Origin of the sequence: Roseateles albus (assembly GCF_028595345.1) — a bacterium.
GTDB classification, from domain to species: Bacteria; Pseudomonadota; Gammaproteobacteria; order Burkholderiales; family Burkholderiaceae_C; genus Paucibacter_A; species Paucibacter_A albus.
In genome coordinates, this window is sequence record NZ_JAQQXT010000007.1 from 149,848 (window position 1) to 172,075 (window position 22,228).

Consider the following 22,228-nt stretch of genomic DNA (forward strand, 5'->3'; position numbering starts at 1 on the left):
TCAGCCCGGATGCCGTGAACGGTATCCGGGCTTTTCTTTTTGTGCCTGCCGGATCAGAACTTGGGAACGCGAATTCGGCTGACCATCAAGGAGCCGGAAACAGCGTAAAGCAAGACCAAAGGGTGCAAGTAGAACCCGGCGATTTCGAGCCTACCCAGCCACAGCTGATCGCCGATCGCCCCAAGAGCCGCCGCGATCCACATCACGATCACCAGCACCAGAGACGTTGGTATTGGGGTGCCCTCAAAGTACTTGACCTTGTCTCCCCCCTCGCTGAGCGCTTCGGCTGTGACGTTGAAGCGCGCCAGCCGAGACACCCCGCAGGCCACAAAGAAGACCAGCACGATCCGGTCAAACAGACCCTGCATGCCGCAGGCATAGGCAATCGCGGCGGGCGCCACGCCAAAGGAGATAACGTCGGCCAAGGAATCCAACTCGCGGCCCATGATCGACGACTGCTGGCGCCAGCGCGCCACGCTGCCGTCCAGTACATCGAACACAAAGGCCAATGGGATCAAGGCGCAGGCGTAGTAGATATGCTTGACATCGCCCGTCTGCAAGAACGTCATCACCGAAAACAGCGCCCCCATGCCGGCAAACGAGTTCGCCAAGGTGAACCAGTCGGCGAGGTGGAACTCGCGGATCATGGAGAAGGGTTTGGGTTTATTCATAGGCGCAGCATAAACCAGCCCGTCAAGGCCCCGCGCGCGACGCTCCCCCGCCCCGGGCAATGCCCAAGATCTCTTTAGGCACCGGCGCTTGCGCGCATGCGTGCCGCTGGTTTACCCCCTGAAAACGAGCCGTGCCCTGCCTCTTTCGACAATGCTTTCAAGGCTACAAGTGCCTCTGACTCTCGACTCATTGCGCCCGCTGTACCCACCTCATCTGCCTTGCTGGCCCGGCATCTGGCCTGATTCATCAGGTCCTCACTGGAGCCTCGCGTGCTGCGCGCGAACTCGATCAAGGCGGGAAGGTAGTGGATCTCGACTTCGCGATTTCTGACCTGCAGATAGCCTAGATCTGCCAAGGCAGTGAAAGACCGGCTGACGGTTTCATGCGCGACACCGAGATGGCTGGCGATGTCACGACGGCACATACGCAACAACAAGCGGCGAGGCGACTGACCACGCGCCTGCATGCGCGCCGACAAGTTCAATAAAAACCGCGCCAAGCGCACTTCGGCGGCGACGGCCGCCATCACATCCGTCACTTCGCCATGTCGAGTCAACTGCCTGCTGACGGCAAGATGCAACATACGGTCAAAAGCCGGTGTGGCCTGACCCAGGGCAAAAAGCTCATGCAAAGGGACTACGCAAACCCGCGAGTCCTCCAGGGCTAGCGCTTCGGTTGGATGACTGTGTGTGCACAGTGCGTCGTAGCCGAGCAACTCCGCAGCGCCGACAAAGCACAGCACTTGCTCGTAGCCATCCTCGGCGGTACGGAACACCTTGAACGAGCCCATGCTGACGAAGTAGATCGCATCGGCCACGCAAGACTGTCGAAAGAGTGTTGCGCCGGCCTTCACCGCACGGCTAGCCACCGGGACACGGTCACTTGCGGGGCTGGTTTCTGCGCGGGGGTCCATCAACAAAAGCAAGTCCGACAGTGTATGCAGAGCTGGCGCGTTAGCTCGCGAGCTTGCGGTCCACGCCGCTCGGGTGGACTGCAGCACTGTTGCTCCAAAACCTAGTTCCATGGTTAGCCTCCTCAGCTGTCCTAATACCGGATTCACGATGACCGAAGCATGCGCGGATTGGCCGGCCCTTTCCATCGGCGCTCCGGCAGACTATTTGTCGGAACAAGCCCAGGGTGCGCAACGCTTTCCGGGTCAAATTAGAGAAAATTCCTACGCCAAAGAGTAGGACAGTTGCCGCTAAGATGGATTGAGGCGAGCCAGGCCGCAAGGCGGCCTTGGTTGATCGCCACTTGCAGCCGGATGATCAATAAGTTGCCCCCATGAACGAGATCAAATCCCCACGGCCCCTGCGGAAGAAGCGCCTCGGCAACGTCAAAGCTTGCGACTCACTGAGCAGCAGGCTTGATCAGGTCGATGCGAACCGAAGCGCCGTACATGCTGCCTGCGAGGGCATCATCAGCGTCAACGCCAAGCAACAAATCGTCATGGTCAATCCGGCGGCGTTGCAGATGTTTTCTTATGCTGAAGCGCAGGTGATTGGCCAGGACTTGCAGAGACTGATACCTCCGGAGCAACGCGCCCATCATGCCGAGATGGTCCGGGCTTTTTTAGTCTCGGATCAGAGCGAACAGGCCATCACGGATCAAGACGGACTGCTGGGCTTACGCGCCAATGGAGATGTGTTTCCCATTTCGCTGATCCTCTCCAAGAGCCATTCGATGGTCGAGCGCGGCCAAGCCAAACCCCTGTTCACCGCCTTGGTGCGCGACCTGAGCGTGGAGCAAGGACTCCGATCAGAGTTGGCGGGGATTAAAAATCAGTTCCGACGGCTTTTTGAGTTAGCCCCGGTGGCGATGCTCATCACTGAGGAGGAGATCATCGTCTTCGCCAATCGAAGCTGCCTCGGTCTGCTGGGCGCAAAAAGTTTGGACCAAGTGATTGGCAAGCCGGTCTATCACCTGATCCACTCTGACTCTCACGCCGTCATGAATCAGCAAATCAAGCGTGCGGTTGGCGTTGCGGCGGGCAGTTTGTGCACGATGACAGAGAAGGTGACGCGCATGGACGGCAGCCATCGCCTGGTCGAGATCGCGATCGCCACCATGCCCGGCCTGGAAAAGTCAACGGTGCAAATGGTACTCAGCGATGTCACTCTTCAGGAACAAGAAAGCCTGGAGTTGCAACAGTCCCGTCATGAGCTGCGCCGCCTGTCTGCGAGCTTGATCGACACGCGCGAGGAAGAGCGCCGACGCATTGCGCGCGAGCTGCATGACGAACTGGGGCAACGCTTGAGTGCGTTGAAAATGGACCTCTCCGAAGTCGGGGCCGAACTGCACGGCCGAGCCAGCCAGACGCGTGTGGTCAGCATGCTGGATATGCTGGATGCGACCATGGCCTCGGTCCGGCATATTGCCGCTGATCTGCGCCCTTTGATGCTCGATGACCTCGGGCTTTACGCCGCGATCGAATGGCTGGCCCGCGAGTTTGAACGTCGTATGGGCTTGAAAGTGACCGTTCGCCTCGGCCACGATGAACCACAGATGGATCCCCGTACTTCCACCGCGCTGTATCGCATGGTTCAGGAGTCCCTCACCAATGTGGCGCGCCATGCGCACGCCACCGCCGTAGAAATAGACCTCGGGGTTGAGGGTAAAGAGTTGGTGCTCACCGTGCAGGACAACGGCGTCGGATTCGCGGCCAAGGCTTTGCGCAAGGAAGGCTCTTTTGGCTTGCTGGGCATGCGGGAGCGTGCGCTGCTGCTGGAGGGGCAGATGCAGGCCGACAACACCTTGTTCGGCGGACGCATCCGAGTGCGCTTGCCGCTACCGCGTCAATTGCCACGCAGCCAGCTCCAAATGCCGACCATGCCCTGGGAACAAGCGCCTGAGGAGCAACCCGCTTTCGCTGCCAATGCTGACGCCTCCAAGGAGATGCTATGAACGCCATCCGCCCAGAAGGCAGTTTGCATATGCTGCTGGTAGATGACCATTCGATCGTGCGCGAAGGCGTGCGCCGGATCCTGCAAGCGCATAACGCGCTGTGGCTGATCGATGAAGCCGGTTCGGGATTTGACGCCTTGGATTTCTTGCGAACGCGCCCCTCCGATCTTGTGATCGCTGATCTGTCGATGCCGGGGCTGAACGGCGTTGATTTGATCCAACGCATTCGCGCGCAGCGCCCCGCCATTCGCATTCTGGTGCTGAGCATGCATGCGGAGGAGCAATACGCGATGCGCTCCTTCAAGGCCGGCGCGAACGGCTATCTGACCAAGGACAGTGCTGCCAAGGAGTTGTTGGCAGCCGTCAACAAGTTGCTCAGCGGCGGCTCATATGTCAGTGCGGCGCTGGCAGAGAAAGTGGTGCAGCAGCTCAACGGCGGCGCGGCCATGGCCAGCCACGCCAAGCTCTCCAACCGCGAGCTGGAAGTGTTGCGCCGTTTGGTGGACGGGCACCGCCTGACGGACATTGCCGAGCAATTGCATCTGTCGATCAAAACCGTGAGCACCCACAAGACTCGCATTCAGGAAAAGCTGCAACTCCCCAACCTCGCCGCGATTGTTCGTTACGGCATAGAGAACCAATTGGGTGAACAAGCCAGCGCCTCGCTGGCAGGGTAAGCGAGCGCAGCCTAGCCGCCTGAGCGCGAAGCGGCAGCAGGCTGCGCCCCCTTCAGGCTTGGGATGAAGCCCTGAAACAGGTACGCATACAAGTCTGCGCCCCGCCAACGCATGAATTTGCAGCCCGATCGGCCTGCTGCAATTGAGCATCAATCCAGCACCGACGCGCTGTTTTTGCTCCACCGCCTTGTTCGGCCGCGATATTCCGGTTCAGGCCCGCGCATTGCCGTGACTGCGTAAAACTAGCCGCTGCCCCATACCGCTGCAGCGGCTGCCTTGTAAATCCCCCACTTGAATTGTCAGCCGGCCTGAAAAATGTTCGGCGCTTGCGTGCGCTCAATTTTTTTATCTCTTGAAACGGTCTACTGACGTCAGGAGATCAAACGGTGCGGCCCAAATCACGAAAGCAATTGACTCTTGCTCAGTGACCACGGTCATATTCAGTTTATCAAGCCGGAGGCTCCTGATTGAGGTACGCATGTCATGACGCCCAGAGGCACTTAAAAAATAATGGGTGCCGACAGGTTTATTTTTCTCATCAATCAATTTAACTTAGGGAAACATCATGAAATTCAAACTCTTGGCTACGGCCGCTTTGTTCGCCACCACCATCGGCATGGCGAATGCAACCGTGGCAATCAGCAGCGCCGGCGGCGATTTGAAGGCCTGGATCAATCCAGCCGGCAACTTTGACGATACTGCAGCAGGCATGTTGCAATACAAGGGCACCGAATATATCAGTCTGGGTGCCCCAAGCAGCTGGTACTGGTTTGATGAATCAGGTAACTCCCATATTGAGAATTACAATTCCAACCCCTTTGGCGCCAACACCTACGCCGTAGGCCCCGGCGCCGCTGCCACTACCATCGCCAGCGGTGGCTGGTCATTCAGCCAAGTCATCAATGCTGTTTCTGAAAATAAGTTGACCGTGACCTTGAACGTCACAAACAACACAGGTGCGGATGCGACAAGAGCTGCCTGGACCATCGGCTTTGATCCAGACCAAGGTGTGCCTCAAGGCCTGGGCAACTCCACCCACAACAAAATTCTAGACCAAGGCAACAACGCGGCCGTCAGTGCTTGGGCAGGCAACCGCGGCGTCACACTGCAAAATGACACCAGCGCATCAGCACACGCCATTTCTGCCTATATCAACAAAGGAGACTGCTGCTCGCCAGTAAATCCGCATTCCGCTCTTCTCGCCAATCAAGCTGTCGGTACGTCAACCTTTGCCGACGATTCCATCAACCTGGCTTATGACCTGGGCACCATCAAGGCCGGTCAAACTGTCAGCATTGGTTACTCCTATGTAATGGCCGTGCCAGAACCACAAACCTATGCCTTGATGCTGGCTGGCTTGGGCGCAATTGGCTGGCTGTCGGCTCGCCGTCGCCGCGGCTGATTGAAAAACAAATCCTTGGGGGATTTAAGAAGGTGCTCAGGCACCTTTTTTTATTTTTTGGCTGCGCAAGCATTTGCGCCCCGAAGAGTTATTGGTGATGGATTCATCAATAAATCTCTCCATGCGCGAAACTCCAAAGCCCAGCTCAAATCTCGAAGAGCAGCGCGACTCAAAAAAATCTCCACGCCATATTGCGACTGATTTTAATCAACGCGCTCGGCCAGAATTACTGAAGAATGAAACCCAATTCATTGGATATTGCTGCCGGGTCTTCTTGCTCGACACATTGCTCCAGCCGCGCGGATTGAAAGGACGTCGCCATGTTTGGCACTTCACAGATTTCTATAGGAGAACATGGCCTGACTGGGGATTTGTACATTGGCGCGCGCGCTCGCGGCTTGGTCGTGTTCCCACATGGGCGGGACAGCAGCCGAAGCAGCCGGCGCAGTCAGCAGGTAGCACAGAGTTTTCGACGCCAAGGTCTGGGCACACTGCTGCTGGATTTGTTGACCGACCAGGAGCGCGCAGCGCAGGCCGGCGATGGGGTCGACGGGGTCGATGAGGAGGGGCTAGCTGTCGAATCTCTTGCCCAGCGCCTGTTGGAAGTGCCCGCAGCCTTGCCGTCTGAGGCGCGCGTGATGCCGCAGGCCTTGTTCAGCGGCGGCATGGGCGCAGCGGCGGCCTTTGTGGCTGCTGCGCGTCAGCCAGAAACTTGGCGCGCTCTGGTCTCTCGCGGCGGCCGGCCCGATCTGGCGTGCAACTATCTGGCGCAGGTGCGTGCCGCCAGTCTGTTGATCGTAGGCGCCGAAGACACCGAAGTCTTGGCTCTGAACCGGGCCGCCTTCATCCAACTCCACTGTGAAAAACGTATCGAGATCGTGCCAAGAGTTCATCATTTACTCGAAGAATCGCGCAGCCTGCAGGCGGTCTCGCTGCTGGCTGGCAACTGGTTTCTCAACCATCTGGCCGTGGTGGCCTGAAGCCATCGTCCCAGTTTCAAGAGGAGGCAGGCTGGGCCCGGGCAACAATGCCCCGACAATTGACCCATCAATCAATGACGGTCACCCCATGTCGATACAGGCCTGCAAGCACATTGTTCTGCAATTCCTGCTCAGCGTTAGCACCCTGCTAGCGGGCGCCCAGCCCGCCTTGGCGCAGTCCACCCAAGCGAACGCCACAAGCCTCAATGTGCTTCTGGAGCCCGTCCCGCCCTATTCCTTTCTCGATGACAAAGGTAATCCGGCCGGCTATGCGGTCGAGCTGATGGAGGAGATGCTCAAGCGCAGCGGTTTAAGCCATCAGACTGAGTTCAACTCCTGGGCGCGGATTTACCAGCGCGCAATCTCCCAGCCCTTGACGCTGATCGTCAGCATGGCACGTCTGCCGGAACGGGAGGCGCAGTTTCATTGGATAGGCCCAACCGCCGCCAGGCGCGCTTACTTGTACCGACTGAAGTCCAGGCCTGATGTCCAGGCTCCGACGCTGGACGCCGCCAAGGCCTACAAGATTGCAGTCGTGCGCGATGACGCGGCCGAACGTGCCCTGTTGGCCCATGGCTTTGAGTTTGGCAAACAACTCGACCGCAGCCCTGACCACGTGGCCATGCTGCGCAAGCTTTTTGTCGAGCGCGACGAATTGATCGCCGCCAACAGCGTCGTGCTTGCCGCCATGATGGGGAAAATGGGCTATGACCCTCAAAAAATCGAGCCTCAAGCCAAGCTGTCCGAAGTCAGCCTGTACATGGGCCTGAGCAAGGGGGAGGGTAGCCCGGCCATCTATCTCAAACTGCAAACCGCCTGGGACAGCATGCGCCGGGACGGCACGGTGGCGGCGATCGCCGCACGCCACCCCTATATCGTGCTTGCAGGCAAGACCGACTGACCCCGCCCTTTAAACCGGGCCGCTCTTGAAGGTGTCACAGGCCTTCAAGTCCCCCGACTCCAATCCGCGCTTGAACCAGCGGGTGCGCTGCTCGCTGCTGCCATGAGTGAAGCTCTCCGGCACCACCGTGCCCTGCGACTTGCGCTGCAAGGTGTCATCACCGATTTGCGCCGCGGCGTTCAGGCCTTCTTCAATATCGCCTTTTTCCAGCCAGCCCTTGCCTTGCTGCGAATGGAAGGCCCAGACGCCGGCATAGCAGTCTGCCTGCAGCTCTAAACGCACGCTCAGCGCGTTGTAGTCGCGCTCGGACACGCGCTGGCGCGCCGCGTCCATCTTGGCCGTCGTGCCCTGCAAGTTCTGCAGGTGATGGCCCACCTCATGGGCAATCACATAGGCTTGCGCAAAGTCACCCGGCGCGCCGAGTCGGTCGCGCAGCGTGTCATAAAAAGCCAGGTCGATATAGACCTTACGGTCGGCCGGGCAGTAGAACGGCCCCATGGCCGCCTCGCCCAGCCCACAGCCGGTATTGCTGCGGCCACGGAACAGCACCAGCGCCGGCGGCGGGTATTTCTGCTGCTGTTCGGCGAAGTACACCGCCCAGACATCCTCGGTATCGGCCAGCACGGCGCTGACAAATCGCCCCCCCTCGTCCTGCAGCTTGGCTCCCGTGTGCGACCGGGCCGCCGGCGCAGGCTCGGGCGCAGCGCCGCCGCCCATCAAGCCCAACACCGTCATCGGATTGATCCCAAAGGCCCAGGAGGCCAGCAAGGCAATCACGATGCCGCCCAGGCTCAGGCCGCGACCGCCGCCGATGCCGCGGCCCCCGCCGAAACCACCTCCGCCGCCGCCATCACGCCGGTCTTCGACGTTATCACTCTGGCGCTGATCTTCCCATTTCATTGCTGACTCCTGTTACGGCCCGGGCCTGAAAACACAGTGCGCATGGTAACGACACAAAGCCCCGCGGGGACACAAACAAATACAGCAAAATAGGCCACCACGCAGGAGTGACAAGCCAATGACAGATGCATCAGAGCCCTTGCCCCCGGCGCCGGCGCCGGCCGACATCTTGCTGCAGATGCATGAGCAAAGCCCGCTGATGGTGGCCTTGTTCGATGCCCAGGACGTTTTGGTTCACGCCAACAAGGCCTTCCGCCAAGCCTATGCCGTCGAGCCTGACGGTCAGCTCACATGGGCCGACATGATGCGCGACAACCATGCCCATGGGCGCGGTGCGTCGATACAGACCGATGACATCGAGGCCTGGTTGGCGGGGGTCTCGTCGCGGCGCGGCAAGACCCCTTACCGAGCTTTTGAGGCCGATCTGTGCGATGGACGCTGGATCTGGATGACCGAGACGACTCAGTTGCATGGCCCTATGTTGTGCGTTGCCAGCGACATCACCAGCCTACGCCAAGGCGATCGCTCGCTGCGCCAAGCGCATACGCAGGCGCTCGCTGCCGCTCACACCGATGCGCTGACCGGCCTGAGCAATCGCCGCCATGGGCTGCAATTGCTGCGCGCAGCCCTATCGCAGAGCGAGCCTTGGCCGCTGTGTATCGCGGTGCTTGATCTGGACCTCTTCAAGCAGATCAACGACAGCCTCGGCCATGGCTCGGGTGACTTGGTGATCTGCGACTTTGCCCGCCTCTTGCAGGCCGGCAGCCGCCGCGAAGATGGCTGTGCGCGCCTGGGCGGCGAGGAGTTCTTGCTGGTTCTGCCGGCGGCCGGACTGCCGCAAGCGCAGTCGATTGTTGAGCGTTTGCTGGCCCGCGTGCGCCAGTCGCGCCCGCTGCCCGAGCATCCCGAGCGCGGCTATTCCTGCTCCGCCGGCTTGGCTCAAGCGAGCTGGGGTGAAACGCCCGAAGCCTTGCTCAAGCGTGCCGACTCCGCGCTCTACCAAGCCAAGGCTGCGGGCCGCGACTGCATGGTCACCGCCGAGCCCGGAAGTTAGCCGAACTCAAACAACACTTAAACCGCGTACCAGAGTGCGGCCACAAAGTGGCAGCCGCTACCGGCCAGCACGAACAAATGCCAGGCAAAATGAGCGTAGCGCACCCGGTGATCCAGCATGAACACCACCGCGCCCAGCGTGTAGGCGACGCCGCCGGCCACCAGCCAGATCAGGCCGGCCGAGGCCATGCGGGCCATCAAGGGCCCGAGTGCAAAAATAACCAGCCAGCCCATCGCGATATACAAGCCGGTTGACCACAGCGGGTGACGCAAGCGGTTGAATAATTTGGCGGTGATGCCGACCAAGGCGCTGGTCCAGACTAGGCCGAACAGCACCCAGCCCCAAGCGCCATGCAGAACGCCCAGCGCAAACGGCGTGTAGCTGCCCGCAATGAACAGGTAGATGGCGGCATGGTCCAGCCGGTTCATCCACAGCTTGCCACGCCCCTCGGGCAGCGCGTGATACAGCGTCGAGACCAGATACAAAATCATCATCGTGACCGAGAACACCGCCGCCGCGACTACATTGCGCGCCGAGCCCTGCTGAGCCGCCGAATAGGTCAGGATGGGCAGCGAGGCCACGGCCAAAAGGAAGCCCAGACCGTGGCTGATGGCATTGGCGATTTCTTCACCGAAGGATTGCGTTCGATCACTCATGCCGGCATTGTGCACAGGGCCTGTGACCAAAAAACCTGTCATATTCTTGGCCTTATGCCATTCAGATCAAGCTTTGCTGATTCATCGCTGCCCGCCAAGCGCCGCTCGGTGCGCCGCGACTGCCTGCGCGTGCTGCTGCTTGGCGCGGGAAGCTTGGGCTTATGGGCTAGGGCGCTGAGCCAAACGGCGGGCATCAAGGTCTTGATGGAGGAGTTGCCGCCCTATAGCTACACCGACGTCGAGGGCCGGCCCGCCGGCTACGCGCTGGAGTTGGCGCAGGAACTGCTCGCACGCGCCAAAATGCCGGCCAGCTTTGAGTTCAATTCCTGGGCGCGGGTACTGCTGCGCAGCAGCAGCGAGGCACAGGTACTGGTGCCGGCCATTGTTCGGCTGGCCGAGCGCGAGGCCCAATTCCATTGGCTGGGTCAGATTGCGACCCGCCGCGGCACGCTGTTCAAGCTCAAATCCCGCAGCGACATCAAACTCGACAGGCTCGACAAGTTCAAGGCCGCAGGCGGCCTGCGCATTGGTGTGGTCAAGAATGATGTCTCCGAGCGCGAATTGATCGCGCTGGGCTTGGACACTGGGCAGTCGCTGGACCGCAGCGCCGACCATATCAGTCTGTTGCGGCGCTTTTTCGCCGGCCGCACCGATCTGCTGGCTTTGAACGCCTCGCTCGCGCCGGCGCTGCTGAAACAATATGGCTTCGACCCCGGCCTGATCGAGCCGGTGCTGCAGTTCTCCGAGTCACGCCCTTCGATAGCCCTGAGCTTGGCCACCGATGAAGCCACCCGTCAGCGTCTGCAGCAAAGCTGGGACACGATGCGACGCGACGGCACGGTGGCCGCCATCGCCGCACGCTACCCGTCAATTACCTTGGAATAGTCCGCGCTCACTTGGCCGCAGCCTGCGGCCAGGGCAAGACCTGACCCTGCGACTGACTGGGCACGCGCAGGCGCAGAATTTTTGCCAGGCTCGGGGCGATATCGACCACCTCGACCTTTTGCGCCACCTCGCCACGTCCGACCCATTGTGGCCCCCAGGCCAGGATGGGCACATGGGTGTCATAGGCATAGGGCGTACCGTGCGAGCTTCCGCTGGGCCGCGAGCCAAACAGCCAGCCCGGTTTGACGACGATTTGAAGCGGTGCCGCGACTTCCGGGTGCCAGGCCTTGCGCATGGACTCCAGATAAGGCGTGACGGTGTCACCGCTTTGCAGCTGCGCCAGCGTGAACACGTCGGCAATGCCCGTCATGGGCAGCAGCAAGCGCTTGGCTTCGGCATACATCTCTTCGGGCTTGATGCCTTGCGCGGCCATCTGCTTCTCGTTGAACAAGATACCGGCGGCAGAAAAATGCGTGGCCCAAGCCCCGGCTCCGGCGCCGAACTTCTTGACCAAGCCCGCATTCAAAGCCGTCATCACCTGGGTCGGGTTGATGCGCCCGACATCAAGTCCTTGCGACTTGGCCCATTCGGGCGTGTCGGCAAAACCGTGGTCGGCCGTCAGCACCGCCACATAGTTGCCGGCGCCGACTGTTTTGTCCAGGTATTTAAAGAAGTCCTGCAATTGCAGATCCAGCTGCAGCATATGGTCATGCGAGAGCCGCGACTCGGGGCCGAAGGCATGGTTGATGTAGTCATGGCTGGACAGGCTGACCGAGAGGATGTCGGGCTTGGCGTCAAGACCCAACTGCTCACCCTCGATGGCCGCGCGCGCGAAGGCCAGGGTCAACTGGTCGCCAAACGGCGAAGGCAAGATATTGGCGTAGAACAAGGGGCCGGGCTTGTCATGCTTGTCGCCCAGTACCGCCGGCAGCTTGTTGCCGTTGCCCCCGTTGAACTGCCAGGGCTGGCCGTCCGGCACCGAACGCGCATAGGCAGCCTCGGGCAGCAGCGGCGCCCAGGCCTTGCCAAAGAAGGCATCGGCCGGCTTGGCCGCATTGAAGTCGACAACCCATTTCGGATGGCTGGCCATGTAATAAGTGCTGGACGCAAATTCGCCGCTTTCACTCATATACATATAGGCCACGCCCTTGTGACCGCCGGGCAGAATCGCGCCCCGGTCCTTGCCCGAAATGGCAATCACCTTGGAGGCGCCGTCTTGCTCGCGCAGCACATCGCCGACCGTTTCGGCGCGCAGATTACGCGGGCTGGTGCCGGCCAGCGGGTCGGTCTTGTGGCCGATGTAGTGATAAGCGGTGTCGCCGGTGTTGTAGACCGGCTCACCGGTCTTGGCATCGCGCCACTCATTGCTGATGATGGCCGTGCGCTGCGGATAGGCGCCCGTCAACATCGTCGCGTGGCCGGCCGCCGTGACGGTATGGCCCTGGCCGTAATGGGCATTGGCAAACCAGGCCCCCTGATCCAGGAAGCGCCTGAAACCATCCGGTTGCAACTGATCCCGGTAAGCCAGCACCTGGCGCATCGGCAAGCCGTCCACCACCATGAACACCACCAGCTTGGGCGGCGGGCTCACCGCCGGAGGCTGGGTCGGTGCCGAAGAACAGGCCACCAAGGCGGCGCTGCACATGGCAACAATCAGGACGAGTCTGGGCATGGTGGTCTGCATGGGCTGTGTCTGAGCAAAAGGGGCTACAGCTTAGTCGATCTGGCCGGGCTCCAGGCAGCTGGCGCGCGCGCCATCGCACATCAGGGCGCTAGGCAAGGGATGATGATGGTGAAGCTGGCACCTTCGCCGGCTACGCTGCTGGCGCTGATGCTGCCGCCCAAGACGCCGCTGACGATGTTGTAGCAGATGTGCAGACCCAGGCCACTGCCGCCCTGCCCCAGCTTGGTGGTGAAGAAGGGCTCGAAAATGCGCCCCAGATGTTCGGCGCTGATGCCGCAGCCGTTGTCCTTGAAGTAAATCGTTACCTGACCCTCTGCTTGCGTCTGCGCAGCCAACGTCAGCAGCCCGTTGCGGCGCCCCTCAAAGCCATGCACCAGCGCATTGATCACCAGATTGCTCAAGACTTGGCCCAAGGGACCGGGGTAGCTGTCCATTTCGATGCCGCCGGGAACCTCCAGGCGCAGCTCATGCCCGCCTTGATGCAGGCGATTGGCCAGCGTCAACGCCACTTCATCACACAAGGTGTGCAAGTCGAACCGACGCCTTTGCTCGGAGGTCTGATCTACCGCCAACTGCTTGAAGCCATTGACCAGGCTCGCCGCCGCCCCCAGGCTGCGCACCAGCAGCCCGGCCGAATCGGCATTGCTCTGGCAGAACTGCTCCAGCTCCGAGCGACGCAAGCCCCCCGCCTGCATGCGCCGCAAAAACTCGCCACTGACATCCCGCATGGTGCTGGCCACCAGCAGGCTATTGCCGAGCGGCGTGTTCAATTCATGCGCCACGCCCGCCACCAGCGAACCCAGCGCAGCCAATTTTTCCTGCTCCACCAGCTTGGCCTGGGTCAGTTGCAATTGGCGGTACGCCTCCGCATTGTCAAGCGCCACCGCCGCATATGCGCCCAGCGTGCGCAAGATATCCAGCTCCGCCGTGCCAAACGCATCCGGCCGATCGCTGAGCAGGCTGATGATGCCAATCACCTCGCCCTTGAGCAACATCGGCACATAGATGCCGGAGCGCGCGGCCTGCGGCTCGCTGCCATCTTGCAGCTGCACCCGCCCCGCCCCACCGTCAGTGCTGCTGAGCTCGCGGTTATCTTGGCTGAAGGACTTGATGCACAGCTCCTTGGCCTCCAGCGCGCAACGCACGGCGGGCTGCTCGCGCGCGTCCAGGCTGCGGCGGTAGGGTTTGAACGCCTGACCGCGCTGCATCACGAAATCGAAGTTCAGCACCCGCTGGCGCCGGTCGAGCAAGCCAACACCAAACACCGAGGCATCGACCAGGTCCTGCACATGCTTGTACAGCGTTTGCTGGATCGCGGCGACGTCCAGCGAGGCGGTGATCTGCCGCCCGATCTCGCTCAGCAGCCCGATGTCGCGCCGGGCCTTCTCGGCCACCTCGCGCTGACCCAAGGCCACTTGCTTTTCTTCGGCCAATTGCTGCGTGCGCGTCGCCACCTCTTGCTCCAGGACTTGCTTGGCTTGTTGCAAGGCCCGCGTGCGCAGCGTATAGGCGCCAAGCAAGGCCAGTGCCGCCAGCAGGGCCAGCCCCGCCCTCCACCACCAGGTGCGCCAGAACGGCGGCAAGACCGTCACCTCCAGCAGCGTGGCCGGCTCGCTCCAAACCCCATCGGGGTTGGCCGCTTTGACTCGCAGCCGGTAGTGGCCGGCATCCAGATTCGTATAGGTCGCCAGCCCCAAGGCGCCTTGACCAAAGATCCAGTCACCGTCAAAACCCTCCAGCATCCAGGCATAACGATTCAAATTGACGCGATCGAAATGCAAGGCGGCAAGCTCGAAGCTGACCATGCTTTCGCGCGGACTCAGGGTCATGGACTTGGCCAAATGCAGCGGCCCCGTGATGCCGAGATCGGCCAGACTGAGGCCCGGCGAGCTGGCCGCCACAGGCATGGCAGCACCGGCCTTGTTCAGCAATGAGCGGTTGAGAATCAGCAAATCGCTCAACACGACCTTGGGCGCGGCCGGGTTGTCCCGCAACTGCGCGGGCCAGAATCGCAACAAGCCGGGCCCGCCAAAAAAGAGGCTGCCGTCGGGGCCGCGCGTCGCCGCCGCAAAATTGAAGCCGCGGTCAAACAGGCCGCGTCCTCCGAAGAAGCGCGCCTCCCGCTGCGCCGGCCGCACCCGCGTCAAGCCTTGCTCGCTGCCCAGCCAGATTTCGCCATTCAAGGCATCTTGAATGGAATCAAAGCCGCCGGCCGGCATACCCGGCGTGTCGCGCCAAGACTTCAGCGCCCAGGTCTTGTCGGCGGCGGCGAGCAACTCGAACAGGCCTTGGTCGGTGGCCAGCCAAATGCGCCCCTGCTGGTCTTGCCGCATCCCGTGTATCGCCGGATTGACCTGGCCGGGGGTGGCGCCAAGCACCGGGACTGTCGCTGAAAAACCATCGGCGCGCTCGTCCCGCACTTGCAGGCCGCCCTTGCTGCCGATCCAGAGTCTACCCTCGCGGTCCCGCAGCAGACTGTCGATGATGGAGTGAACCAGCGCGCCCGGCCGCTTGGCATCGGCGCGGTAGGCCCGCACCGTAAGGTCGGGCTCTATCCTATACAGGCCCGAAGAACTACTGGCCCAAACAGCGTCCCCATCGGGGAGCAGGGCGCTGATCGAGACGCTAGTGCCGCCACGCTCATCAAATGTGACGCGTTGGCTGCGCCCTAGGCTGGGGTCAAACAAAACCAGGCCGCGATCCCCGCCGACCCAAAGCCGGCCCGCGGCCGCCTGCCCCAAGGCCTTGACATGGCTGATGGGCATATCTTTGAGGGCGATTTGGCGCGCCTTGCCGCTGGGCAGGTGCAGGTGATTGAGCCCGCCGCCATAACTGCCTACCCACGCATGCTCGGTGCCGTCCAACAAGGTGGCCATCACGATCGGCGAAGACAGGGTTTGCGTATTGCCGGGAATGCTCAGGTAATTGCTGAAGCCTCGGCTGCTCAGGTCCACCAGATTGACGCCGGTCTCGGTGGAGCCTACCCACAGGCCGCCCGAGCGGTCCTGCATCAAGGAGGCCATGCTGTCACTCGACAAGCTGCCGCTGACACCGGGCAGATGCCTGAAGGTCTCAAGCGCGGCCGCGCCGGCGCGCCAGCGGTGCAAGACGGCCAACTCGCCGATGCCTATCCACATCGCCTTGTCGCGGTCCAACAGCAGCGCGTGCACCATTTGCCGAGGCAATTGCAGCGACGCCCCGAGGGGGTCGGGGCGCACGCCGTCGGGATCGATCCGCCAGGTCTGCACGCCCCCAAGCATGCCAAGCCAGAGGCGACCCTCTGCATCCAGCGCCATCCGATTCACCGGCAGTTCAGCCGGATTCAAGCGCGCCGAACTCGTGCCCTGGGCGGTACTGAAGCTGCGGCCCTCGGTGTAGCCATCTGCCCCGGCGCCGATGTGGGAGACCTTATCGGCCAGGGCCACCCAGACACCGCCCGCGCCGTCGGAGATCATTGCCGTGATGCGGCCGGGCACTCCGGTTCGGCCCGCCGGCCAAGGCGAAAACAGTTCCCGGTCGGGGTCAAGCAGGTACAAGCCACCCCTGAATGCCACCCACAAGCGCCCCGCATCGGCCGGCGCCAAGGCCAGCACAAGCCGATCGCGGTGGCTCAGCTCCACCGGCGGGCGCAGCCGCGCGACCCGCTCGGTCAGCAGGTCAAGCCTGTCCAAACCGCCATTGCTGCCGACCCAAAGCACGGGCCGCTGACTATCCTCCAGCAGCACTTGCACCACCCCATTGCTCAGCGTCGTTGCTTGCAGCGGGTCATGCACAAAGCTTCTAACATGGCGGCCGTCATAGCGTGCCAAGCCGCCGGTTGTGCCCAGCCAGATCAGACCATGCCGGTCCTGCAAGCTGCTCAGCACATAAGGGCTGGGCAAGCCGTCTTCCAGGCCCAGCTGGGTGAAGCGCAGGCTGTTCAGCGCCTGCGCGGCCGCAGGTGGCGCAAACAGGCACAAGAACCCCGCAAGGCCAAGCGCCAGCACCGCGCCGAAACAACTTGCCCACAAGCGAAACCAAACCCGCATCTGCCGCGCCCCTGTTCCCGCCAAAGCTTGTGAGCTTGGCAAGCCGGAAGTATGCCCGCTAGAAGCATGTATGACGGCAATAAGAATGCGTGACAAAACAGCTCAAGTCGCAGGCTTTCGCAGGCGCAAACGAAAGAGCCGCTCAAAGGCGGTGATACTTGCCCCCCAGCGTCAGAAGACAGGTCAATTTCCCATTCCTGAAACGTTTTCAAGCCCACGCGCCGGCCGCCATAGCAATAAAGAAGATTCATGATCAAGCTGGAAGGCTATCTGCTCGCAGAGCCACTGTTCGAGAACACGCCGATTTCCATCCTCAAGGGCGTGCGCCAAGCCGACGGGGCGCCCGTGATCGTCAAGATCTTGGCCATCGAGTTCCCCTCGCCGCTGCAGCTGGCGCGCATTCGGCATGAGTACGAACTCGTCAGCAGCCTGAACCACCCCGGCATCATCAAGGCGCATGGGCTTGAGAAATTCCAGCATTCGCTGGCCATCGTGATGGAGGATTTCGGTGGCCAGCCTTTGCGAGCCCTGGCGGCCACGGCTGCCTTCTCCCTTCAAGACAAGCTGCTCATAGGCCGACGCATTGGCGCCATCCTCGGCGAGGTCCATCGCCAGGGCATCGTCCACAAAGACGTCAATCCCAACAACATCCTCATCAACCCGCAGACGGGCGAGATCAAGCTGATCGACTTTGGCAACGCCGCCCGCATGGCTCATGACAATGGCCAAACGAACAGCCCCGAGCATCTGGAGGGCACGCTGGCCTATATCGCGCCGGAGCAGACCGGCCGCATGAACCGGCCGGTGGACTACCGCAGCGACTACTACTCGCTGGGCATCACGCTGTATGAGCTGCTGCTGGGTCGGCGGCCCTTCGAAGCCCAGGACGGCATGGAGCTGGTGCATCAGCACATCGCCGTCATGCCGCCCCAGTTGCACCTGCAAGACGCCACCATCCCGGTCGCGCTAGCGCGGGTGATAGACAAGCTGATGGCCAAAAATGCGGAGCAGCGCTATCAAAGCAGCGCCGGCCTCTGCGGCGACCTGGACGAATGCATCGCAGCGCTCGCCGCCGGCAGCCTGCTCGAAGGCTTCGAGCCCGGCCGCCACGAGCTGCCCGAGCGCTTCAGCCTGCCGGCCCGGCTCTACGGCCGGGACGCCCAGGTCCAAAGCCTGCTGGATGCCTACGCGCGCGCCTGCACCGGCTCGCCCGGCTTCGTGCTGGTAAGGGGTTACTCCGGCATCGGCAAGTCCTCGCTGATCAACGAAATCCACAAGCCGATTGCGCATAGCAGCGGCTATTTTGTCTCCGGGAAGTTCGACCAATTTCGCCGCAACATCCCCTATGCGGCGCTGATACAGGCTTTCCAGAGCCTGCTGCACCAGATCCTGACCGAGAGCGACGCGCGCATCGCGCATTGGCGCAAGCGTCTGCTCGCCGCCATGGACGGCAATGCGCGCGTCGTGATGGACGTCATTCCGGAGCTGGAGCACATCCTCGGCCCCCAGGCCGAAGTGCCTCCGCTGGCGCCACATGAAGCGCAGAACCGGTTCAACTTCTACTTGCTCAGTTTCGTGCGCGCTTTCGCGCAGGCCGAGCATCCGCTGGCGCTGTTTCTGGACGACCTGCAATGGGCCGACCAGGCCTCGCTGAACCTGCTTGAGCTGCTGGGCGCCGACGAGGGCTGCCGGCACCTGCTGATCATCGGCGCCTATCGGCAGATGGACCTGGACAGCGCGCACCCATTGCATTTGGCGCTGGCACGAATCAGAAGCGCGGGCCTGGCGCTGCAGGAAATCGCGCTCGAGCAGCTCCCGCCCGAGGTCGTCCAGGAACTGGTTGCCGACACCATGTGCTGCACGTTCGAGCGGGCGCAGCCGCTGGCCGCCTTGGTCTCTCGCAAAACCGGCGGCAACCCCTTCTTCATCAACCAGCTGCTGAAGAACCTGCACGACAGCGGCCTGCTGAGCTTTGATCCCGCCGCCCGCTGCTGGAGCTGGGACATCGCTCAGATCGACCGCGTCGGCATCACCGACAACGTCGTCGAGCTGATGTCGGGCATGATCCGCAAGCTGCCCGCCGCCACGCAGCGCCTGCTGCAGATGGCCGCCTGCATAGGCAACCAGTTCACGCTGCAAGAACTGGCCGTGGTCAGCGAGGCCACGCCCGCCGCCTTGGCTGAAGCCTTTCGCGCGGCCCAGCAGGCCGAGCTGGTCATTCCCATCGGCGACGAATACAAACTGCTGGATAGTGGCGTTAGCGCTTCCAGCGACAACAGCGGCATCACTGGCATTGGCGCCCAGACCATGCCCGATTGCCTCGTACGCTTTCGCTTCTTGCATGACCGCGTGCAGCAGGCTGCCTATGACCTGCTGAGCGAGGCCGAGAAGATGCAGGCCCACCACAGGGCAGGCACCCTGCTGCTGCAAAGCACCCCGCAAGACCAAGTCGACGACAGGTTGTTCGACATCGTCAACCACCTCAACCAAGGCCTGCCCCTGGTCAGCGACGCTGCGCTACGCCTTCAGCTGGCCGAACTCAATCTCAGGGCCGCCGGCAAGGCCAAGCAAGCGATCGCCTACCAGCCCGCGCTGCAGTACCTGGCGGTAGCCCAGTCCCTGCACACAGGCTTGCCGCAGCGCAGCCCGCAGCTGCGCTGGCGCATCCTGTTCGAGCGCGCCGAGTGTGAACACCTGAGCGGGCAAAACGAAGCCGCGCTGCACGCCTATCGCCAAGCGCTGGAAGATGCACCGGACGAGGCGGCCCTCTCCTCGGTCTACGAGGCCCTGATTCATTTCCACACCAACACCGGCAATTTCCAGCTGGCCTACCAGACCGGGCGGGAGGCGCTCAAGCGCTTCGGCGTGTCCTTGCCTGCGGGCTTCGCCCCGCCGCTGTTCGCGCTGGACCTGGCCGAGCTGAAATGGCGCATGCGCGGCAAACAAGTCGCCGAGCTGATCGATCTGCCGCTGTGCCGGGACGAAAAAATGTGCAGCGCGATGCGCCTGATCGGCGCGCTGCTCAAGGCCGCCTATCAGATCCGACCCGAGCTGTGCGTCGCCAATGCCGTCAAGGCGGTCAATCTCAGCCTCAAGCACGGCACGATGGAAGACAACGCCGTCGCCTACCTCGTGTTCGGCGGCATCTTCCTCGGCGGCGTGCTCGGTCGCCATCAGGCCGGCTATGAATTCGGCCAGCTCGCCTTGGCGATGAACGCGCGCTTTGATCAAGCAAAGCAGCGCAGCGAGATCAATTTCGTGGCCGGCTACTTCACCCATTTCTGGCTGAAACCTGCCCGCGACACCGAGGCCTATTACCGCACCGCCTTTGACAGCGGTCTGCAGACCGGCGACTTCTTTCACCTGTCCTGCGCGGCCTGCACGCTGCTGGAGAGCCAGTACATCCGCGGCGTCGCGCTGCCCGAACTGCACAAGCTCGGGCGAGACTATCTGGCCTTGATGGAGCGGATCGGCAGCCATGAGCCGGCCGACGCGATCAGGTCTGTCTTGCGCGCCGTCCAGAATCTCGAAGGCATGACCGAGGGGCCGGCTTCGTTTGGCGACCATCACTTCAGCGAGGCCGAGTTGGTCGGCCGGCTGGAGAAGTTCTCCTCCAAGCACTTCGCGCATTTCTATTTCGTCAACAAGATGCAGACGCTGTATCTGTGGCGCCGGCCCGCCGAGGCGCTGGAGATGGCACGTCAATCGGCGCGCTATCTCAAGCATTCGCTCGCCATGTTGCACACGGTCGAGCACCATTTCTACCATGCACTGATCCTCTGCGCGGCCTTTGAGGCCAAGCCGAACGCAGCGCACCTGCGCCGGGCGCGCAAGATCCTGGCCAAGTTTGAACAATGGGCGCGGCTCAACCCCGCCAACTTCGAGCACAAGGCGCTGTTGATCCGGGCCGAGATCCAGCGCCTGAGCAAACCAGGCTATGAGGTCGCCGATCTGTACGCACGCGCGATCCGCTCGGCCGACGAACATGGTTACCTGCAAAACAAGGCGCTGGGCAACGAATTGGCCGGTCGCTTCTTCGCATCAACCAGCCTGGTGATGTCGGCGCGCGGCCATTTGCAAGAAGCCTATTACGGCTATCAGCTCTGGGGTGCCAGCGGCATCGCCGACAGGCTGCTGAACGACTTCCCGCAATTCCTCGGTCGACGCTCAACGCACGGCCTCTCGGAATTGCCCTTGCCGAGCGACGAGGACCTGCCCTACTCCGGCGCCCTGCAAAGCAAGGGGCAGCTGCGCTCGAATGCCAGCTTGTCGAGCGCCGGCTCGCGCCGCAAGGCCAGTTTGGACATCGAAACCATCATCAAAGCCACGCAGGCCATCTCGGGGGAGATCCGGCTGTCGACTCTGTTGCAAAAGCTGATGCTCATCATGCTGGAGAACGCCGGCGCCGAAAAAGGCTGCTTCATCCGGGTCGAACGGGGTGAGCTGACGGTCGAAGCGACGGGCTCGGTCAGCGCCGGGGTGAGCATACTCGGCGGCACGCCGCTGAACGGCGCCGACTTGCCGGTCTCGCTGGTCCAATATGTCGCCCGCCTGGGCGTGTCCGTCGTGCTCCATGATGCGCAAGCCGACGCGCGCTTCTGGGACGATGCTTATGTGGTGCAGGCCCGGCCGCAATCGCTGCTTTGCGTGCCCGTCATCCACCAGGGTGAGTTGATTGGCGTCATCTGCCTGGAGAACAGCCAGACCAGCGGCGCCTTCACCGCCGGGCGGGTCGAACTGCTGGGCATCTTGGCCGCACAGGCCGGTATCTCGATCGAGAACTCGCTGCTCTATGCAAACCTGGAGCAGCGCGTACAAGAGCGCACCCAAGAACTGTCACTGGCGACCGAGAAGCTCAAGGCCGCCAATGAGGCCTTGGAAAAGCTCACGCTGATAGACACGCTCACGCAAGTCTCCAACAAGCGCCATTTCCAGCAGGTTTTTGAGGAGGAATGGAAGCGCGCCTTGCGCAACGCCAGCACGCTCACGCTGATGGTGATCGACATCGACTGCTTCAAGCCCTACAACGACAGCTACGGCCACCTCGAAGGCGACCGCTGCTTGAAGGCGGTGGCGAGCGCGCTCGCAAGCGTCGTCAACCGCGCCAGCGATCTGTTGGCCCGCTTCGGCGGGGAGGAATTCGTCATCCTGCTGGCCGACGCCAGCCCCGAGGAAGCCCAGCTGATTGCGGCGCGACTGCTCGACGCCGTGCGCCAGCTGCAAATACCGCACAAAAGCTCGGTGGCGAGCGACGTGGTCACCATCAGCCTGGGCCTGGCGCAGGCCGTGCCCCAGCAAGCCGACGGCGCCAGCCAGCTCTTCGAAGCGGCCGACCAAGCCCTCTACCGCGCTAAGACGACGGGGCGCGACCGCTATTGCCTGTGAGTTCAGGCTGGTTTTCGACCCTGTAAAACCTGACAGCTCGGGTTTGCCCCAGAGGCAGGCATCAAGGCGCTGCTACACACTGAAATAAGCGTTAGTTTCA

14 protein-coding genes are annotated in these 22,228 nt (G+C 62.1%); 8 read left to right on the forward strand and 6 right to left on the reverse strand.

The window, feature by feature from the left end:
• Window positions 1-53: 53 nt before the first annotated feature.
• Both pssA and PRZ03_RS12930 read right to left on the reverse strand, forming a co-directional pair.
• Window positions 54-671, reverse strand: coding sequence for a CDP-diacylglycerol--serine O-phosphatidyltransferase (gene pssA / locus PRZ03_RS12925; protein ID WP_273600668.1), 618 nt, complete (start codon window positions 669-671; stop codon window positions 54-56).
• A gap of 74 nt (window positions 672-745) precedes the next feature.
• Complete coding sequence (locus tag PRZ03_RS12930; RefSeq protein WP_273600670.1) at window positions 746-1,585, reverse strand: Crp/Fnr family transcriptional regulator; 840 nt, start codon at window positions 1,583-1,585, stop codon at window positions 746-748.
• A 371-nt stretch (window positions 1,586-1,956) separates the two neighbouring features.
• Between PRZ03_RS12930 and PRZ03_RS12935 the strand changes: the two genes are divergently transcribed.
• The 5 genes from PRZ03_RS12935 (at window position 1,957) to PRZ03_RS12955 (ending at window position 7,536) form a co-directional block, all read left to right on the forward strand.
• A complete protein-coding gene (locus tag PRZ03_RS12935) occupies window positions 1,957-3,576 on the forward strand; it encodes a PAS domain-containing sensor histidine kinase (RefSeq protein WP_273600672.1) in 1,620 nt (539 codons plus the stop codon).
• Window positions 3,573-4,253 (forward strand): response regulator, encoded by a 681-nt coding sequence (locus PRZ03_RS12940; protein ID WP_273600673.1) that lies wholly within the window; start codon window positions 3,573-3,575, stop codon window positions 4,251-4,253. The genes PRZ03_RS12935 and PRZ03_RS12940 overlap by 4 nt, the downstream gene beginning before the upstream one ends.
• A gap of 565 nt (window positions 4,254-4,818) precedes the next feature.
• Window positions 4,819-5,655 (forward strand): PEP-CTERM sorting domain-containing protein, encoded by an 837-nt coding sequence (locus tag PRZ03_RS12945; protein WP_273600674.1) that lies wholly within the window; start codon window positions 4,819-4,821, stop codon window positions 5,653-5,655.
• 320 nt (window positions 5,656-5,975) lie between these two features.
• Complete coding sequence (locus PRZ03_RS12950; protein ID WP_273600676.1) at window positions 5,976-6,635, forward strand: alpha/beta hydrolase; 660 nt, start codon at window positions 5,976-5,978, stop codon at window positions 6,633-6,635.
• A gap of 88 nt (window positions 6,636-6,723) precedes the next feature.
• The gene (locus tag PRZ03_RS12955; protein ID WP_273600677.1) at window positions 6,724-7,536 is read left to right on the forward strand and encodes a substrate-binding periplasmic protein; all 813 of its coding nucleotides are present in this window, start codon (window positions 6,724-6,726) and stop codon (window positions 7,534-7,536) included.
• 9 nt (window positions 7,537-7,545) lie between these two features.
• Here PRZ03_RS12955 and ypfJ read toward each other — a convergent pair whose 3' ends face one another.
• Entirely contained in the window at window positions 7,546-8,436 is an 891-nt protein-coding gene (gene ypfJ, locus PRZ03_RS12960) for a KPN_02809 family neutral zinc metallopeptidase (RefSeq protein ID WP_273600678.1), read from the reverse strand.
• Window positions 8,437-8,554: 118 nt separating this feature from the next.
• Here ypfJ and PRZ03_RS12965 point away from each other — a divergent pair, with 118 nt between their 5' ends.
• Complete coding sequence (locus PRZ03_RS12965; RefSeq protein ID WP_273600679.1) at window positions 8,555-9,490, forward strand: sensor domain-containing diguanylate cyclase; 936 nt, start codon at window positions 8,555-8,557, stop codon at window positions 9,488-9,490.
• Between the two features lie 17 nt (window positions 9,491-9,507).
• Here PRZ03_RS12965 and trhA read toward each other — a convergent pair whose 3' ends face one another.
• Entirely contained in the window at window positions 9,508-10,146 is a 639-nt protein-coding gene (trhA, locus tag PRZ03_RS12970) for a PAQR family membrane homeostasis protein TrhA (RefSeq protein ID WP_263532432.1), read from the reverse strand.
• A gap of 54 nt (window positions 10,147-10,200) precedes the next feature.
• On the opposite strand from trhA, the gene PRZ03_RS12975 reads away from it, so the two are divergent.
• On the forward strand, window positions 10,201-11,031 hold the full coding sequence (locus PRZ03_RS12975; RefSeq protein ID WP_273600680.1) for a substrate-binding periplasmic protein: 831 nt from the start codon (window positions 10,201-10,203) through the stop codon (window positions 11,029-11,031).
• Window positions 11,032-11,038: 7 nt separating this feature from the next.
• On the opposite strand, the gene PRZ03_RS12980 is transcribed toward PRZ03_RS12975, so the two are convergent.
• Together PRZ03_RS12980 and PRZ03_RS12985 are read right to left on the reverse strand one after the other, a co-directional pair.
• Complete coding sequence (locus PRZ03_RS12980; RefSeq protein WP_273600681.1) at window positions 11,039-12,703, reverse strand: alkaline phosphatase family protein; 1,665 nt, start codon at window positions 12,701-12,703, stop codon at window positions 11,039-11,041.
• A gap of 92 nt (window positions 12,704-12,795) precedes the next feature.
• Window positions 12,796-16,725, reverse strand: coding sequence for a two-component regulator propeller domain-containing protein (locus PRZ03_RS12985; RefSeq protein ID WP_273600682.1), 3,930 nt, complete (start codon window positions 16,723-16,725; stop codon window positions 12,796-12,798).
• 267 nt (window positions 16,726-16,992) lie between these two features.
• Here PRZ03_RS12985 and PRZ03_RS12990 point away from each other — a divergent pair, with 267 nt between their 5' ends.
• Entirely contained in the window at window positions 16,993-22,128 is a 5,136-nt protein-coding gene (locus tag PRZ03_RS12990; RefSeq protein ID WP_273600683.1) for a diguanylate cyclase domain-containing protein, read from the forward strand.
• Window positions 22,129-22,228: the final 100 nt, after the last annotated feature.